The sequence below is a fragment of the Bradyrhizobium cenepequi genome (assembly GCF_020329485.1).
In the GTDB taxonomy this organism is placed as follows: Bacteria; Pseudomonadota; Alphaproteobacteria; order Rhizobiales; family Xanthobacteraceae; genus Bradyrhizobium; species Bradyrhizobium cenepequi.
The window spans coordinates 318,332-333,958 of sequence record NZ_JAGKJI010000001.1; the positions used below are offsets into that span (position 1 = coordinate 318,332).

General features: G+C 62.8%; 16 protein-coding genes. 4 read left to right on the top strand and 12 right to left on the bottom strand.

Going from position 1 to position 15,627, the window contains the following annotated elements; all coding sequences use genetic code 11:
• Positions 1-25 precede the first annotated feature (25 nt).
• The 9 genes from J6497_RS01575 to J6497_RS01615 all read right to left on the bottom strand — a co-directional run bounded on the left by J6497_RS01575 (position 26) and on the right by J6497_RS01615 (position 8,917).
• Positions 26-1,000 (bottom strand): type II secretion system F family protein, encoded by a 975-nt coding sequence (locus tag J6497_RS01575; RefSeq protein WP_225702460.1) that lies wholly within the window; start codon positions 998-1,000, stop codon positions 26-28.
• 10 nt (positions 1,001-1,010) lie between these two features.
• Positions 1,011-1,988 carry a type II secretion system F family protein gene (locus J6497_RS01580; protein WP_225702461.1) on the bottom strand — a complete coding sequence of 326 codons (978 nt, stop codon included), beginning with the start codon at positions 1,986-1,988 and terminating at the stop codon, positions 1,011-1,013.
• Positions 1,989-1,998: 10 nt separating this feature from the next.
• A complete protein-coding gene (locus tag J6497_RS01585) occupies positions 1,999-3,462 on the bottom strand; it encodes a TadA family conjugal transfer-associated ATPase (RefSeq protein WP_225702462.1) in 1,464 nt (487 codons plus the stop codon).
• An 18-nt stretch (positions 3,463-3,480) separates the two neighbouring features.
• Positions 3,481-4,746: a CpaE/TadZ family protein gene (locus J6497_RS01590; protein WP_225702463.1), complete on the bottom strand. Its 1,266-nt coding sequence runs from the start codon at positions 4,744-4,746 to the stop codon at positions 3,481-3,483.
• Positions 4,743-5,492, bottom strand: coding sequence for a CpaD family pilus assembly protein (locus tag J6497_RS01595; protein WP_225702464.1), 750 nt, complete (start codon positions 5,490-5,492; stop codon positions 4,743-4,745). Before J6497_RS01595 ends, J6497_RS01590 begins: the two co-directional genes overlap by 4 nt.
• Positions 5,493-5,501: 9 nt before the next feature.
• On the bottom strand, positions 5,502-6,953 hold the full coding sequence (locus J6497_RS01600) for a type II and III secretion system protein family protein (protein WP_376708147.1): 1,452 nt from the start codon (positions 6,951-6,953) through the stop codon (positions 5,502-5,504).
• Positions 6,954-6,994: 41 nt separating this feature from the next.
• Positions 6,995-7,792 carry a Flp pilus assembly protein CpaB gene (gene cpaB / locus J6497_RS01605; protein WP_225702466.1) on the bottom strand — a complete coding sequence of 266 codons (798 nt, stop codon included), beginning with the start codon at positions 7,790-7,792 and terminating at the stop codon, positions 6,995-6,997.
• 128 nt (positions 7,793-7,920) lie between these two features.
• Positions 7,921-8,445, bottom strand: a complete 525-nt coding sequence (locus J6497_RS01610) for an A24 family peptidase (RefSeq protein WP_225702467.1) — start codon at positions 8,443-8,445, stop codon at positions 7,921-7,923.
• Positions 8,446-8,752: 307 nt separating this feature from the next.
• Positions 8,753-8,917, bottom strand: a complete 165-nt coding sequence (locus J6497_RS01615; protein ID WP_225702468.1) for a Flp family type IVb pilin — start codon at positions 8,915-8,917, stop codon at positions 8,753-8,755.
• 481 nt (positions 8,918-9,398) lie between these two features.
• Between J6497_RS01615 and J6497_RS01620 the strand changes: the two genes are divergently transcribed.
• From J6497_RS01620 to J6497_RS01630, 3 genes are all read left to right on the top strand, one after another.
• Positions 9,399-9,914 carry a pilus assembly protein N-terminal domain-containing protein gene (locus J6497_RS01620; protein WP_225702469.1) on the top strand — a complete coding sequence of 172 codons (516 nt, stop codon included), beginning with the start codon at positions 9,399-9,401 and terminating at the stop codon, positions 9,912-9,914.
• Between the two features lie 156 nt (positions 9,915-10,070).
• Positions 10,071-10,658: a TadE/TadG family type IV pilus assembly protein gene (locus tag J6497_RS01625; protein ID WP_225702470.1), complete on the top strand. Its 588-nt coding sequence runs from the start codon at positions 10,071-10,073 to the stop codon at positions 10,656-10,658.
• Positions 10,655-11,308 (top strand): TadE/TadG family type IV pilus assembly protein, encoded by a 654-nt coding sequence (locus J6497_RS01630; protein ID WP_225702471.1) that lies wholly within the window; start codon positions 10,655-10,657, stop codon positions 11,306-11,308. The genes J6497_RS01625 and J6497_RS01630 overlap by 4 nt, the downstream gene beginning before the upstream one ends.
• 138 nt (positions 11,309-11,446) lie before the next feature.
• On the opposite strand, the gene J6497_RS01635 is transcribed toward J6497_RS01630, so the two are convergent.
• The 3 genes from J6497_RS01635 to J6497_RS01645 form a co-directional block, all read right to left on the bottom strand.
• On the bottom strand, positions 11,447-11,659 hold the full coding sequence (locus J6497_RS01635) for a cold-shock protein (protein ID WP_225702472.1): 213 nt from the start codon (positions 11,657-11,659) through the stop codon (positions 11,447-11,449).
• Between the two features lie 264 nt (positions 11,660-11,923).
• Positions 11,924-12,211 carry a translation initiation factor IF-1 gene (infA, locus tag J6497_RS01640; protein WP_225702473.1) on the bottom strand — a complete coding sequence of 96 codons (288 nt, stop codon included), beginning with the start codon at positions 12,209-12,211 and terminating at the stop codon, positions 11,924-11,926.
• A 24-nt stretch (positions 12,212-12,235) separates the two neighbouring features.
• Positions 12,236-13,660: a DEAD/DEAH box helicase gene (locus tag J6497_RS01645; protein ID WP_225702474.1), complete on the bottom strand. Its 1,425-nt coding sequence runs from the start codon at positions 13,658-13,660 to the stop codon at positions 12,236-12,238.
• 557 nt (positions 13,661-14,217) lie between these two features.
• Between J6497_RS01645 and urtA the strand changes: the two genes are divergently transcribed.
• Positions 14,218-15,543, top strand: a complete 1,326-nt coding sequence (gene urtA, locus J6497_RS01650) for an urea ABC transporter substrate-binding protein (protein ID WP_225115892.1) — start codon at positions 14,218-14,220, stop codon at positions 15,541-15,543.
• Positions 15,544-15,627: the final 84 nt, after the last annotated feature.

The following is a 15,627-nucleotide window of genomic DNA, read 5'->3' on the forward strand; positions in this document are numbered from 1 at the left end:
CCCGCGTCGGGCGGGCACATCCGGCTCAGTGCAGCTCAGTGATCCTGATATAGCTCGGACCGAGAATAACGATGAAGAGGCAGGGCAGGAAGAACAGGATCATCGGCACTGTCAGTTTCGGCGGCAGCGCGGCGGCTTTCTTCTCGGCCTCGGACATGCGCATGTCGCGGTTTTCCTGCGCCATCACGCGCAAGCTCTGGCCGAGCGGCGTGCCATAGCGTTCGGACTGCTGCAGCGCCAGGCAGACCGACTTCACGCTCTCGAGCCCGGTGCGGGTGGCGAGATTTTCATAAGCCGTCTTGCGGTCCTGCAGGTAGGAGAGCTCCGCCGTGGTGAGCGTGAATTCCTCGGATAGCGCCACCGATTGCCCGACGATCTCGGTCGCGACCTTCCTGAAAGCGACCTCGGCCGACATGCCGGATTCGACGCAGATCAAGAGCAGGTCGAGCGCATCGGGGAAGGCGCGCCTGATCGAAAGCTGACGCTTGGTGATGGCGTTCTTCAGGAACAGCATGGGCGCCTGCAGTCCGATATACGCCGCGCCGATGCAGATACCGATCTTCATCAGCATCGATATTTGCAGTTGCGCAACCACGAAAACATAGAGCGCGGCGCCGATCAGCATGACGATCGGCGTCAGAGCGCGGAAGAACAGAAAGGTGATATAGGGAGCGTTGCCGCGATATCCCGCCATGATGAGCTTGTCGCGAGCGCTCTCCTGCGCCACCCATTTGCTCAGGTTGAAGTCTTCCACGACCTTGGAGACAATCTGCTTCGGCGCCTGCCGCAGCGAAGCCTTCTCCGATTTGGCCAGCCGCTCGCGCTCGCGCTGGCGGATGCGCTCGCGTTCGCTCGCCACCGCCTTCATCCGCTTCTGCAGGTTCTCGCCGGCGAACAGCGGCATGATCAGCGAATAGCAGGTTGCGCTCACGGCGATAGCCGCGAGCAGCATGGTCATGAACCTGACGTCGTGGAGTTTGTCGGCCAGAAGATCAATCATGCTTCATCCGTCAGAAATCGAAACTGATCATCTTCTTCATCACGAAGATGCCGATGCTCATCCAGACCACGCAAGCGACCAGCATCAGCTGGCCGGTCGGATGGGTCCACAGCAGGGAGATGTATTCGGGCGTTGTGATATAGACGAGTATCATGATGGTCGGGGGCAGCGCGCCGATGATGCCTGCCGAAGCCTTGGCTTCCATCGACATCGCCTTGATCTTCTCTTTCATCTTTTTGCGGTCGCGCAGCACCCTGGAGAGGTTGCCAAGCGCCTCCGAGAGATTGCCGCCGGATTTCTGCTGAATCGAGATCACGATGCCGAAGAAGTTCGCTTCCGGCACCGGCATGCTCTCATAGAGCCGTGCGCAGGCCTCGCCGAGCGGCATGCCGATCGTCTGGGTCTCGATAATGGCCATGAACTCGCTCTTGAGTGGCTCGGGCGAGTCGCTGGCGACCACCTTGAGCGATTCAAACAGTGGCAGGCCGGCCTTAATGCCGCGCACGATGACGTCGACGGCGTCGGGGAGTGCCTTCAGGAAAGCCGCCTCGCGGCGCTTTTTCAGGAATCCGAGCAGCCAGCGCGGCAGTCCGAAGCCCGCTGCGAAAGTAAGGCCCACCATGCCCAACAGCCCGCCGCCAGCCATGTAGGTGAGCGCGAAGGCGACAGCCGCAAAGATACCCGAAATGATCCAGAACTTCTGGGGCGTCCAGTCGAGACCGGCCTGGGCCAGACGCTTGGCCAGCGAGAGCTTCGCCTCCTTCTGCCGGCGCGCTTCCAGCTCACGCAAGCTTCCTTCGACCTGCTCGCGGCGCGAGCGCTGGGTCCGTTCGGTCTGTCGTGCGGTTGTGGGTTCGGAGCGGGCGACGGAGGCGCGGCGCGCTTCCGCCTGCTTCTCCCCCGACAGCAAAGGATAGAGGAAGACCCAGCCGAGGCCGCCGACGGCGGTTGCGGCGAGGAAGGCGAGGGCGAGTGATTGTAGGTTCATCATCGTCTCCTCACGCCGGCGGCGGCGCTTCGGCGGCATCGAGCGCGGCGGCGAGGCGCTGCTCCTCGTTATAGTAGCGTGCACGCTCCCAGAATTTTGGCCGGCCGATGCCGGTCGAGCGATGCCGGCCGATGATCCTGCCGTTGGCGTCTTCGCCGAGGATGTCGTAGAGAAAGACGTCCTGGGTGATGATGGTGTCGCCTTCCATGCCCATCACCTCGGTGATGTGGGTGATGCGGCGGGAGCCGTCGCGCAGGCGCGCAGCCTGGATAATGACGTCGATCGAGGCGCAGATCATCTCTCGGATGGTGCGCGAGGGCAGCGAGAAGCCACCCATCGTGATCATGGATTCGCAGCGCGACAGCGCCTCGCGCGGGTTGTTGGCGTGCAGCGTGCCCATCGAGCCGTCATGGCCGGTGTTCATCGCCTGCAACAGGTCGAAGGCCTCGGGTCCGCGGACTTCGCCGACGATGATGCGCTCGGGGCGCATACGCAGGCAGTTGCGCACCAGCTCGCGCATGGTGACTTGGCCTTCGCCTTCGATGTTGGGCGGTCTGGTTTCCAGCCGGACCACATGCGGCTGTTGTAGCTGCAGCTCGGCGGCGTCCTCGCAAGTGATGATGCGCTCGTCGTGTTCGATGTAGTTGGTCAGGCAGTTCAGGAGGGTGGTCTTGCCCGAACCGGTACCGCCGGAGATCAAGACGTTGCAGCGGACGCGACCGATGATCTGCAGGATACTCGCGCCTTCGGGCGAGATCGCGCCGAACTTGACGAGCTGCTCCAGCGTCAGCTTGTCCTTCTTGAATTTGCGGATGGTGAGCGCGGGGCCGTCGATCGCGAGCGGCGGCACGATGGCGTTGACGCGCGAGCCGTCGGCGAGGCGGGCGTCGCAGATCGGCGAAGATTCGTCGACGCGACGGCCGACCTGGCTGACGATGCGCTGGCAGATGTTGAGAAGCTGCTGGTTGTCGCGGAATCGGATACCCGTACGCTGGATCTTGCCGCCGACTTCGATGTAAACCGTACCAGCGCCGTTGACCATGATGTCGGCGATGTCATCGCGCGACAGCAATGGCTCAAGCGGGCCGTAGCCGAGCACGTCGTTGCAGATGTCGTCGAGCAGGTCTTCCTGCTCGGCGATCGACATCACGATGTTCTTGATCGCGATGATCTCGTTGACGATGTCGCGGATTTCCTCGCGCGCAGAATCGCCGTCGAGCTTGGCGAGCTGGGCCAGATCGATCGCCTCGATCAGTGCGCCGAAGATGGTTGCCTTGACCTGGTAGTAAGTGTCGGACCGGCGCGTGTCGACGGTCGGTGCGGGCGGCGGCTTGGGCGGGGCGATCGGTGGCGAAGGCATGGTCGGAGCCGCCGTCTCGCGCGCCGGCGCGGCTGCGGCCGAAGGCTCCGTCGCGTGAACGGCGGGCCCCAGTCCCCGCATTTCACTGTCATTTGCGCTACGCTTACCAAACACGACTCTACTCCAGGCCGGCTATTTCGCCCGCAGCTTCTCCAGCAGGGGCGACAGGAACGACCCCTTGGGTTTTTTGGTCTCGCCGCGGCCGGTTAGCCGCTGCGCGATCTGCAGGAACATCTCGATGGTTCGATGATTGGCGGAGATCTCCGCGATCATCTGGCCGTTGTTCGCAGCCGAGCCGAAGATCTGCGGATCGAACGGTATAGCTGCGATCGGCTCGGCCTCGATCGCCTTGGCGAACTCGACGGTGTTGATCTCGGGACGCTTCGGTACGCCGACCTGGTTGAGGCAATAGAGCGGCGCGCGGTCGTTCGGCCGCGAGGCCTTCAGGAGGTCGACCAGGTTCTTGGTGTTGCGCAGGTTGGCAAGGTCGGGGACCGCGACCACCAGGATGTCGTCGGCGGCGATCAGGGCCCGCTTGGTCCAGCCCGACCATTGATGGGGGACATCGAGCACGGTGCAGGGCATGGTCGCGCGAAGCGTGTCGAAGATCGCATCGAAGGCCTCGGTGCCGAAGTCATAGACGCGGTCGAGTGTGGCCGGCGCCGCGAGCAGGCTCAAGTGATCGGTGCATTTCGACAGCAGCCGGTCGATGAAGGCGGTATCGACACGGTCGGGCGAGAACACGGCCTCGGCGATCCCCTGCGGCGGATCCTGGTTGTAGTCGAGGCCGGCGGTGCCGAAGGCGAGGTCGAGATCGGCGACGACGGAATCCAGCGCCAGGTCGCGCGCGATCGCCCAGGCAACATTGTGCGCCACGGTGGACGCTCCGACGCCGCCTTTGGCGCCGACCACGGCAAGGATGCGTCCGACCGCCTTGGCCTCGGGCGCCGAAAACAGGTTGCAGACCGAGCGCACCACGTCGATGGTGACGATCGGCGCGATCAGGTAGTCGCTGACGCCGCGGCGCACCAGTTCACGATAGAGTGCGACGTCGTTGAGGCGGCCGATCACGATCACCCTGGTGCCGGCGTCGCAGACCGTGGCGAGTTGGTCGAGACCACCGAGGATGTCGCCATTGGTCCCGGTCTCCAGGATGATGACGTTTGGCGTTGGCGCCGAGCGGTAGGCCTCGATGGCGGCGGCCATGCCGCCCATCTGGATCTTCAAATGCGCCTTGCCGAGCCTGCGGTCCTCGCCGGCCGACTGCACCGCGGCTGCGGTCTCCACCGTGTCGCAGAACGCCTGCACCGATACCCGTGGCGCCGGCGCAATATGCTCTTCCGCTGGCGGCGAGACGTCAGGCTGGGCGTCGGAGTTCTGGCGCGCGTAGCTGATCATTTGCCGACATTGCTCAGTTTGGCCACGTCGGCCTCGGGATAGGTCGTCGTCGTCGCGACACCCTTGCGGTATTTCTCGAAGGCGACGTCACGTCGCTCGGTGTAAGGCGGCGTCTCGGCGCGTGGCTGGACCAGGTCGCTCGGGTTGTCGACCATGGCGGCAAGGTTGCGCTGGCTGGCGCAGCCGAAATTGTAGTAGGGCTTGTTGTCGAAATAGCTCTTGTTGTTGATTGATGGCCCGAGGTCCTCCGGCCAAATACCGCAGGGCCCGGCTACCGCCGAGATCCGCGCATAGTTGATCCGGATCGCCGCAAAATGGCGCGGATCCTCCGGGCGATATTGGCGAACGGCGACCGCACGCGGCGGCACGCCGGCGGCGGCGAACGTCGCCTGGATCTCGCGCGCCGAATCGGCGGCGGCGCGCGCATTCGGCGTATCGACCGGCGTGTCGATGCTGATCGCGCCGGTACCTTCGCGCAGCCAGGTCTGCGCCAGCCCCATCACGTCGGCGCGCTGCTCCGCAGTGAGGCCGCCGCGGCCGCGGCCGACGAACACCACGATCGAGCGATCGGCTTCCTGGACTGCGATCGGGTGGCGCAGGCGGTAATCGTCGGGAAAGCTAGCCAGCGGCGAGTCATCCGTGTGCCGACAGGCGCCGAGCGCCACCGCAATGCCGATCAGCGCCCCGAGGCGAGCGAGGGCGCGGTTGCGATCGGCGGATCGGTTGAATGTCAGCTTGGATGTCATCGTCCCGCCTCAGTCGGTAATGAAGCCGTAAGTGCCACGGTAATTTCGCGCCGGCTCGGTACGGCCCGGCACGCCATAGATGCGGCTGACGCTGCCGAGGAAATCAGCCTGCGGGTCGGAGGCGTTGGCAAAGCCGTCATCCGGCCGCGACAGGTCCTTCTGTGCCACCGCTCGCACCACATAGGGGGTCACCAGCACCATCAGCTCGGTCTGGTTGTTGACGAAGTCGCGGCTGCGGAACAGCGTGCCGAGGATCGGCAGTTGGGCGAGGCCCGGAAAGCCGTTGATCGCGTGCTTAGTCTGCTCCTGGATCAGGCCGGCCATCGCCATCGCGCCACCGGACGGGATTTCGAGGGTCGTTTCCGCGCGGCGGGTCTTGATCGAGGGAATGGTCAGCGAGTTCACCTGATTGGCGGTGACGGATTGCGAGATCGTGATCGAATTGTCGTTCGACAGTTCGGACACTTCGGTCATCACCCGCAGGCTGATGCGGCCTTCGGTCAGCACGACAGGCGTGAAGTTCAAGGAGATGCCGAATTTCTTGAACTGGATCTGCGTGGTACAGACATGGGTGACGGGGTCGCAGGAGTACCCTGCGGGGATGGGGAATTCGCCGCCGGCGATGAAGGTGGCCGACTCGCCGGAAATCGCCGTCAGGTTCGGCTCGGCCAGCGTCCGCACCACGCCCGCGCTTTCCATCGCGCGCAGCGTCGCCGACACCGACGGAGTGGCGCCGAACGCGGTGGTTGCTGTGTTGTCGGGAACCAGCGCGCGGCCATAGGCCGTGAAGGGGTTGGTATTCCTGAAATTCACCACGGCCGTGCCGTAGTTCAGGTTGGCGGTGAGGTCGATGCCGAGTTGCTTGATAATATTGCGGGCGACCTCGGCGACGGTGACCTTCAGCATCACCTGGTCGCGGCCGCGGACCACGATCGAATTGACCACCTTTTCGGCGCCGCCGGCGAGCCGCGCGGCGAGGTCGCCGGCTTGCTGCGCCTCGATCGGGCTTGAGGCCGTGCCGGTCAGCACCACGCCGTCGCCGACGCCGTCGATCTGGATGTCGGCATTCGGCAGCGCCTGGCGCAGCGCGGCCCTCACGCCGTTGAGGTCGCGCTTCACCGCGATGTCATAGGCGGCGATCTGCGCGCCCGTGGAATCGAAGAACACGATGTTGGTCTGGCCGACCGCGGCGCCGATGATATAGGCGCGCTGCGACGAGCGGATCACGGCATTGGCGATCTTGGGATCAGCCACCAGCACATCCTTGATGTCGCGCGGCAGGTCAACCACGACCGATTTGCCGACCCCGAGCGACAGGAAGCGCGCATTGGCCTGGCCGTCAGCCGCGGGCGGGGCCGCGGCTCGGTAATCGCTCGCCACCACCGGCGTCAGGGCCGGGTTGAGCGTGAACGCAACTGCGGCCGAAAACGACAGGGCGCGAACGACGAAGGCTCGCATCATCGATCGATTCCCCCAGCCCTTCATTCCCGGCGCCCTTTCCCTCACTTCTGTACCGTTTGCGGACTGATGATGCCGTAGCGGATGACGTTGATGCTCTGTCCGCGCCGGCGCGTCTGATTGTCGGCGTTGGCCTCGACGATGTTGACGTCGGCGATGCTGCGCAGCGCCAGCGTCAGCGTGCCGCTCTGGCGAGCCCGCGCCAGCGTTTCCGCCTGCTCGGGCTTGAGCTCGAGCGTCACCGTCTTGCCGATCAGTGCACTGGTGCCGTCCTTCTCCTTCGGCGCCTGATCGATGGCGAGCACGCGGACATTGCTCAGGATGATCTCGGAATTAACGATATCGGCGCTGTTGCCGTCCGGATTCTTCTCGCGCCGGGAAAGGATGACGTCGACCCGGTCGTTGGGCAGGATGAAGCCGCCGGCAGCGGTCTCCGGCGAGATCTCGGTCGAGATCGCGCGCATGCCGGAGGGCAGGATCGCCGCCATGAAGCCGCTGCCATCGGCTTTCACCAGCTTCTGCTCGCGGATCGGCTCGCCCGCGATGAACGGCGCGCGCGCGATCGAGCCGATGACGTCCTTCATGGCGTCCGGTTTGCCGTCGCGCCGCATGAAGGCGCTGCTCGCCGTCGATGCCGGCCAGGTCTGCCACTGCAGGTCTTCGGGCTTGACCGACTGGCCGAGGCCGATGTCGGACTTCGCGACGAGGATGTCGATGGTCGGCAGTTGCGCCACCGGCTGTTTCGTCGGAGCGGGCCTATCGTTGCTGCCGCTCGCCAGATACAGGGCCGCGAGGCCGGCACAGCCGGCGATAGCCAGGACCACAATGCGGGCGGTATTCATTACGCTTCACTTTCCACAGGACGACGCGACGGTTCCCGCCGCTTGATCGGCAGTTGACCAGCTATTCGTCAAAGCATGGTTAATGAGGCGTATCTAAATCGCCTTAACGGGCAGTTACTTCAGCCCGTTCAACGCATTGCGAAATGCGCGAAGTCGACCGCCTTCATCCATTCGGTCTCTGGATAGATCACGAGAGCGCCAAGCGCGAGCGCGATGCCATAGGGGATGCCGCTCTCCCTGGCGTGCAGCCGCAGCAGCCAGGCCTGGCCCAGCAGCGGATAGGGCAGCGGCCATCGTCGAAACTGGAGCAGGAGTAGCGTCAGCGCGCCGCCGAACAGCGACGCGTAGAGAAGATAGGGCAGCAGATGGTCGAACCCGAACCAGAGCGCTGCGCCGGCTGCAACCTTGGCGTCCCCACCACCAATCCAACCGAACGCAAAGCAGGCAAATCCGGCCGCGAGCACGGCGGCGCCGGCACCGGCATGCGAAAGCACCTCGTGGAGCCCCATGCCGCTCGCGAGCGCGAGCACGACAAAGCCCGCGACCAGCGCCAGCGACACGCGGTTGGAAATCGTCATGGAGACAAGGTCGCTCGCGGCCGCGAACGCCATCAGTGCGGGAAACAGCAGCAGGCGAAGAATGTCGAGGATCATGTGATTACACGGCCCGTGCGGGTAGGATGCGGTCGCCTCGAACCTAGCCGCGAGAGATGAAAAATCAGCGAAGGTGGGGTACGTCACCAGACTGCTGCAATGCGGCAGGCGAGCGTGACAACCGCCAGTACCAACGCGACGCAGATGATCTGCGCGGGTGCGTTGTTCACGTTACCGGTGCGAAAGTAGGTCTTTGTAGCCGTAAGTCGTGGAACGGTTGATCTACGCATACTGTCGCCGTCCAACTCGACGAATAAGACAAAGGCCCCGGATTGCCGGGGCCTTTGTTGCTGGCCGAGAGAGCCGATTACTGCAGCCCGTCGCGCACTGCTTCCAACTTGGTGTTGAGGTTGGTGCCGATGGTCGTAAGAACGCCAATGATCACGACGGCAATGAGGGCGGCGATCAGGCCGTATTCGATGGCGGTCGCGCCGGATTCGTCCTTAATGAAACGCGAAACGAGGCTCTTCATAGATTGCTCCTGGTGTGCACGTGGCTGGTCGAACTAACGTTTGGTCACCCCGGCGTTCTCAGCACCGTGACCATGCACGCGACCGTAGGGGTGCGACAATTGCGCAGCAGTTAATTCGATTGCAGAAACATCGCCCCAAATTTGGCAGTTCCGATGCAGAGTCAACGCGGGCTTAAGGCAATCAATAAAATCCAAATGTTTTGGGTTCGGCGCGATTGAATCGCCCCTTTCTTTATACGGGAGCACCGCGCCAGGAGCGCAGCGATCGCGTCCGAGCCGTCTCGTGACTGATCTTCACTGCACAGGACTTGCTTGCGAGACCATCGTGCAATTCGTTCGTTTCCTTCTGGGAGTGAATGCGCGTGAAATTGCCCGCGCGCTTTTTGCACTTCGTTCATGAATTGTTGTCAGTTTAGCACTGTCGGGCGCCGCTTCCACTGCGTATCGCGGTTGTCGGCCTGTCGATGCCCCGGAGTAGAGTATGTCGTTCAAGTCAGAGCGTATCCGTGTGTTGGTAGGCCTCGCCTTCAGCCTTCTCGCAGCGGCCGTCATGGCATGGCCTTCCGCCGGCTTCGCTGCCGCCGATCCTGATCGGATCGAGGTCAATGTTGACCAGGCCAAGCTCGTCAGGCTCCCAAGTGGCATCGCCACCATCGTGGTCGGCAATCCCATGATCGCCGATGTGACGCTGCAGACCGGCGGCGTCGTCGTCGTCACCGGCAAGGGTTATGGCGCCACCAATTTCATCGCGATGGACCGCAACGGCCAGATCCTGGTCGACCGCCAAATCCAGGTCCGGGGACCGAGCGATCAATTGGTCACCGTCTATCGCGGCATCGAGCGGGAATCCTATAGCTGCATGCCGGTTTGCCAGCGCCGCGTGACGCTCGGCGACGGCGAGACCTATTTCAAGTCCACGATCGACCAGGCAGGCACGCTTAGCACCCAGGCGAGCGGGCAGGGCGGGAGCGCGCCCGCCGCCAAGTCGCCCAATTGACGGTAGCTGCGGAGGCCACCAGGTCGGCGGCGCTGCGCCGTCGCGTCCATGCTTAATGCGGGCCTAACGGAACGGGTGGTCCTGTCGCGATCCGACGAAACATTTCGACAATCAGTTTCAGCTAGTCGTTGCGGGTCATCCCGCGAGACTCCTCCGATGCCGCAGCCCCTTGGCTCTTTCCGAAACCTGTTGCGCCGATTTCGCCGCGATCGTCGCGGTGTAACGGCGGTTGAATTCGCGCTCGTCGCGCCGGTGTTCTTCGCGCTGTTGTTCGCGATCATCGAGACGGCGCTGATCTTCTTCGCGGGCCAGGTGCTCGAGACGATCACTCAGGATACCGCGCGCATGGTGCTGACCGGCCAGGCGCAGAACAGTTCGCTCAGTCAGGCGCAATTCAAGGATCTGGTTTGCGGCCACAAGCTCAGCTTCATGTTCGACTGCAAGAATGGCATCTATGTCGACGTTCGCAGCTATCCGCAGGCCACCGTGGTCAAGATTCCCAACCAGATCGATGCGGGCAGCGGCTTCGTCAATGACATGAAATATTGTCCCGGCCAGGACGGCAATATCGTCGTGGTCAGGTTGTTCTATCAGTGGCCGGTCTTGATCATCAAGATGCTCAAACTCGGCGGATACGACCTCCAATACGACCTCTCCAATCTCAATGGCAGCAAACGCCTGCTGTCGGCAACGGCGGTCTTCAAGAACGAGCCTTTTCCGGTTGGCGGGATGACGTGTTCATGAGCGCAATCAAAATGAGTTTGCTTTCATCGACCTGGTCTCGCGTGCGTCGCCAGGTCGGCGCGCTCGTGCATGATTGCCGCGGCATAGCGGCGACCGAATTCGCCATGATCGTGCCCATCATGCTGCTGCTGTTCTTTGGAACGGTCGAGCTCAGCTCCGCCATCGCCATCAAGCGCAAGCTGGCGCTGGTGACACGCGCGGCATCCGACCTGACCTCGCAATCGTTGGACAGCGTCAAGACCACGGACATGCAGAATGTCTTCGCCGCGAGCGGGGCAATCCTGTTGCCCTATTCCCTCACACCGTTGACCGCGACCGTCTCGGAAATATTCATCGACAAGGACAGCATCGCGAAAATCCAGTGGAGCCAATCGGCCACCGTCGCCATGGCCAGCGGCTCGCCACAGGCGACGCTCAAGGCTTCGCCGCACAAGCCGAAGGATACGGTCTCGGTTCCACAGGGGTTGTTGATACCGAACACGTGGCTGATCTGGAGCGAGGTCAATTACACCTACACGCCGACGGTCGGCTATGTGCTCAAGTCCGGCGTTCCGATGGATGACGAAACCTATACCCGGCCGAGGCAGTCGTCCTGCGTCGACTATCCGCCGCCGACGAATTCGATCAACAAGTGCGCGCCGGTGTCCTGAAGCCTGATTTAGCGCGCAATCTGCACGCACAACCAAAAGCAAAAAGCCGCGCAGTAAAGCGCGGCTTTTCTTATCTTCTTGTCCGATGCTCTTGCTTCGGAGCGCCTGATTCGGTCGCGGGCGCAGGCCCGCGGTCGGTCAGCCCGCCGAGCGCAGATTGTCAGCGGCGGATTTGCCGGAACGGCGATCGGCCACGATCTCGTAGGAGATCTTCTGGCCTTCGCGCAGCGTGCCCAGGCCGGCGCGCTCAACGGCGCTGATGTGCACGAACACGTCGTTGCCGCCGTCATCGGGCTGAATGAAGCCGTAGCCCTTGGTTGCGTTAAACCACTTCACGGTTCCCATGCTCACGGGATAGTCCCTTCTCAGATAGACAAGTCAAAACCCACTCTCGGTGGGCTGGTGGATCGAATTTTGGAAGGGTCGTCAGCACCTGAACCGGGATACCGGTGGATGGCTAATGTCGTCCGGCCGAAAATCGATTAGCCCGATATTATGCGAAAAACGGCTCCAAAACAATCCTGACGTGCGCGGATTTCGTTCGAACGCAAAAAGCGCCGCGCTCGCGCAAGACAGCAAGCTGTCGTGCGCGATTCCGGACGTCCTTGGAACACGTCAGCGGCGGCGGAACTGGCCGCCCCGCGACGGGCCGCGCGGCGGGCCGCCGGGCGAACTCGGCCGCTCGTCCTTGTGACGGAATATCAGCCGCCCCTTCTCGAGGTCGTAGGGCGACATTTCAATTGTAACCCGGTCGCCAGCCAGCGTCTTGATGCGGTTCTTCTTCATCTTGCCGGCCGTATAGGCGACAATCTCGTGTCCAGTATCGAGTTGCACGCGGTAGCGTGCGTCGGGAAGGATTTCGGTCACCAGCCCTTCGAACTGGATCAGCTCTTCCTTAGCCATATGGTTCTCCAGAATCGATGACGGCTAGCGCTGCGTTTGGTTGTTGCGGTTGGGTTGCGGTTTGGCTCGGCTTTCGCGATGCAAGAAGGCGACGCCTTGAATGCCGCCCTGGCTGCCCTCGCTCTTGCCGATCTGCGGCGGGCGCGGCGACTCGCCACGTCCCACCTGCGCCGCGCCACCATTACCACCTCGACGGCGGCGGCGGCGAGGGCCTTTTGCGGCCGGCGGCGATTCATTTCCCCTGGCCATATGGGTCCGCGGCGCCGACCGTCCAGCCCGGTGCGGAGCGGCGGCGGCAGGCGCCTGTTCGCGGCTGCCCGGCGTACGGCGGTCTTCCCGCGGCAGCGCCATGCGGATCAAACGCTCGATGTCGCGCAAGTATCCCATCTCTTCTGCGCCCGCGACGAGCGAGATCGCGACGCCGTCGGCGCCGGCGCGTGCCGTGCGGCCGATGCGATGCACATAGGTCTCCGGCACATTCGGCAGGTCGTAATTGACGACATGGCTGATGCCGTCGACGTCGATGCCGCGGGCGGCGATGTCAGTCGCGACCAAAGTGCTTATTTCGCCGGAACGGAACGCCGCCAGTGTGCGTTCACGATGATTCTGCGACTTGTTGCCGTGGATCGCGTTGGCGGCGATGCCGGCCTTCTCCAGCCCCTTCACCACCTTGTCGGCACCATGCTTGGTGCGGGTGAACACCAGCGCGCGGTTAACCGGTTCCTGCTTCAACAGTTGCGCCAGCATGGCGGGCTTGGCGACAAAATCGACCTGGATGATGCGCTGGCTGACGCGCTCGGCGGTCGAGGACACCGGCGTCACCGCGACGCGGGCGGGATCGCGCAGCATCGCTTCTGCCAGTTCGGCGATATCCTTTGGCATAGTCGCTGAGAAGAACAGGGTCTGCCGCTTGACCGGCAGCTTGGCGACGATCTTCCGGATGTCGTTGATGAAGCCCATATCGAGCATGCGGTCGGCTTCGTCGAGCACCAGGAACTCGACCTGGTTCAGCTTGAGGCCGTTGCTCTGCACGAGGTCGAGCAGGCGGCCGGGGGTTGCGACCATGACTTCGACGCCCTGCATCACCGAGCGGACCTGCCGGCCCATCGGCACGCCACCGATCGCCAGCGCCGAAGAAAGGCGGATATGGCGGCCATAGGCATTGAAGCTGTCGAGGATCTGACCCGACAATTCGCGGGTCGGCGAGAGCACCAGCACGCGGCATGATTTCGGCTGCACCTTGGTGCGGTTCTGCAGCAGGCGGTTGAGGATCGGCAGCGCAAAGGACGCGGTCTTGCCGGTGCCGGTCTGGGCAATGCCGATCACGTCGCGGCCTTCGAGCGCGAGCGGGATGGTCTGGGCCTGGATGGGGGTGGGGGTTACGTAGTTCTCTTCCCGAAGCGCGCGGGCGATGGGATCGGCAAGGCCGAAATCCTGAAAGGAGGTCAAAAGGAGGTCTTTCCATCAAAACGTCACGCGCGCCGACGATATTGCCGGGCGCGTGAGGGCATCAGTGATACCCGCGTGTTTGGGGCATCGGTGCTGTTGGCTGATCTAAAGGCAAGCCCGAATCCGCCGAGGTTGTTAGAACCAAGGCGGCTTAGAACACGCAAGCTTGCGCCAACCCGGCGCGATTCGCGCGGGTCACGACAGTCATATGGAACATGAACGCGGCGCTTTCAAGGTAAACTCTGCTCGGTTCGCCGGCCTATTTCCTGAAGCGCAGTCTCAAATGTCGCGACGGCGTCACAATTTGGTGCCGGAAATTTAGCCAAACTGGCCCAATTGCTCACAGAACGGGCTGATTGCCGCTTTAGCATACATTTTTCTCGCCTAATAATTGGGCAGTCATTCTCGCCGTTTCTCCCCAGAATGTCAAATTTCTTTGTGAGGCAGTGACTTAAGTGGTGCTGCGACGGTGGCATAGTTCTTGCGATTCCTTGCCTGCAGGCGGCCGTGGGGCCGTTTCGCATGCGTTCACGCCTGCGTCAGGGAGATGACATTTCATGCTTACACAGCTTACTCACGATAGAGCGACGCTGAGCCGCCGCGGCTGGCTCGCGGCTGCCGCGGGCCTGGTTTTGGGCCTGGCGTCCTCGCCATTTTCTCCGGCCAAAGCCGCTGACGACACCATCAAGGTCGGCGTCCTGCATTCCCTCTCCGGCACCATGGCCATCAGCGAGACCACGCTGAAGGATACGATCCTCTTCCTGATCGACGAGCAGAACAAGAAAGGCGGCGTGCTTGGCAAGAAGCTCGAGGCTGTCGTCGTCGATCCCGCATCGAACTGGCCGCTGTTTGCAGAAAAGGCGCGCGAACTCATTACCAAGGACAAGGTCGCGGTCGTGTTCGGCTGCTGGACCTCGGTCTCGCGCAAGTCCGTGCTCCCGGTGTTCAAGGAGCTGAACAACATCCTGTTCTACCCCGTGCAGTACGAGGGCGAAGAGTCCGAGCGCAACGTGTTCTACACCGGCGCCGCTCCGAACCAGCAGGCGATCCCCGCGGTCGACTATTTGATGAAGGACGAGAAGGTGAAGCGCTGGGTGCTGGCGGGCACCGACTACGTCTATCCGCGCACCACCAACAAGATCCTGGAAGCCTACTTGAAGTCGAAGGGCGTCAAGCAGGAAGACATCATGATCAACTACACGCCATTCGGTCATTCTGACTGGCAGACGATCGTGGCCGACATCAAGAAGTTCGGCTCGGCCGGCAAGAAGACGGCGGTGGTCTCCACCATCAACGGCGACGCCAACGTGCCCTTCTACAAGGAGCTCGGCAACCAGGGCATCAAGGCGACCGATATCCCGGTGGTCGCGTTCTCGGTCGGTGAGGAAGAACTCGCCGGCATCGATACCAAGCCGCTGGTCGGCCATCTCGCCGCCTGGAACTACTTCGAGTCGATCAAGACGCCCGCCAACGAGAAGTTCATCAAGGACTGGCAGGCCTACACCAAGAATCCGAAGCGCGTGACCAACGACCCGATGGAAGCCCACTACATCGGCTTCAACATGTGGGTGAAGGCGGTCGAGAAGGCGAAATCGACCGATCCGGACAAGGTGATCGACGCGCTGCCCGGCATCGAAGCGCCGAACCTGACCGGTGGCGTGTCCAAGATGCTGCCGAACCACCACATTACCAAGCCGGTATTCATCGGCGAGATCAAGGGCAACGGCCAGTTCGACGTGGTGTGGAAGACCCCCGGCCTCGTCGCGGGCGACGCCTGGTCGAAGGAGCTCGAGGGCTCCAAGGACCTGATCGGCGACTGGGTCGGCAAGAAGTGCGGCAACTGGAACACCAAGACCAACAAGTGCGGCGGTCAGGGTTCCTGATCTGGTCCGTTCATTCCGAAGTACTTCCAAGAGACTGGAGAGGGCGGCCGTGTTCGCCGCCTTCTCCTCACCACTCCTGCCGGG

Bases quoted from the DNA above. Each gene is read 5' to 3' on its own strand.
- J6497_RS01575 (WP_225702460.1), bottom strand. From the start codon at position 1,000: ATGATTGATCTTCTGGCCGACAAACTCCACGACGTCAGGTTCATGACC.
- J6497_RS01580 (WP_225702461.1), bottom strand. From the start codon at position 1,988: ATGAACCTACAATCACTCGCCCTCGCCTTCCTCGCCGCAACCGCCGTC.
- J6497_RS01590 (WP_225702463.1), bottom strand. From the start codon at position 4,746: ATGATCAGCTACGCGCGCCAGAACTCCGACGCCCAGCCTGACGTCTCG.
- J6497_RS01595 (WP_225702464.1), bottom strand. From the start codon at position 5,492: ATGACATCCAAGCTGACATTCAACCGATCCGCCGATCGCAACCGCGCC.
- J6497_RS01600 (WP_376708147.1), bottom strand. From the start codon at position 6,953: ATGATGCGAGCCTTCGTCGTTCGCGCCCTGTCGTTTTCGGCCGCAGTT.
- cpaB (WP_225702466.1), bottom strand. From the start codon at position 7,792: ATGAATACCGCCCGCATTGTGGTCCTGGCTATCGCCGGCTGTGCCGGC.
- J6497_RS01610 (WP_225702467.1), bottom strand. From the start codon at position 8,445: ATGATCCTCGACATTCTTCGCCTGCTGCTGTTTCCCGCACTGATGGCG.
- J6497_RS01615 (WP_225702468.1), bottom strand. From the start codon at position 8,917: ATGAAGAGCCTCGTTTCGCGTTTCATTAAGGACGAATCCGGCGCGACC.
- J6497_RS01620 (WP_225702469.1), top strand. From the start codon at position 9,399: ATGTCGTTCAAGTCAGAGCGTATCCGTGTGTTGGTAGGCCTCGCCTTC.
- J6497_RS01625 (WP_225702470.1), top strand. From the start codon at position 10,071: ATGCCGCAGCCCCTTGGCTCTTTCCGAAACCTGTTGCGCCGATTTCGC.
- J6497_RS01630 (WP_225702471.1), top strand. From the start codon at position 10,655: ATGAGCGCAATCAAAATGAGTTTGCTTTCATCGACCTGGTCTCGCGTG.
- infA (WP_225702473.1), bottom strand. From the start codon at position 12,211: ATGGCTAAGGAAGAGCTGATCCAGTTCGAAGGGCTGGTGACCGAAATC.
- urtA (WP_225115892.1), top strand. From the start codon at position 14,218: ATGCTTACACAGCTTACTCACGATAGAGCGACGCTGAGCCGCCGCGGC.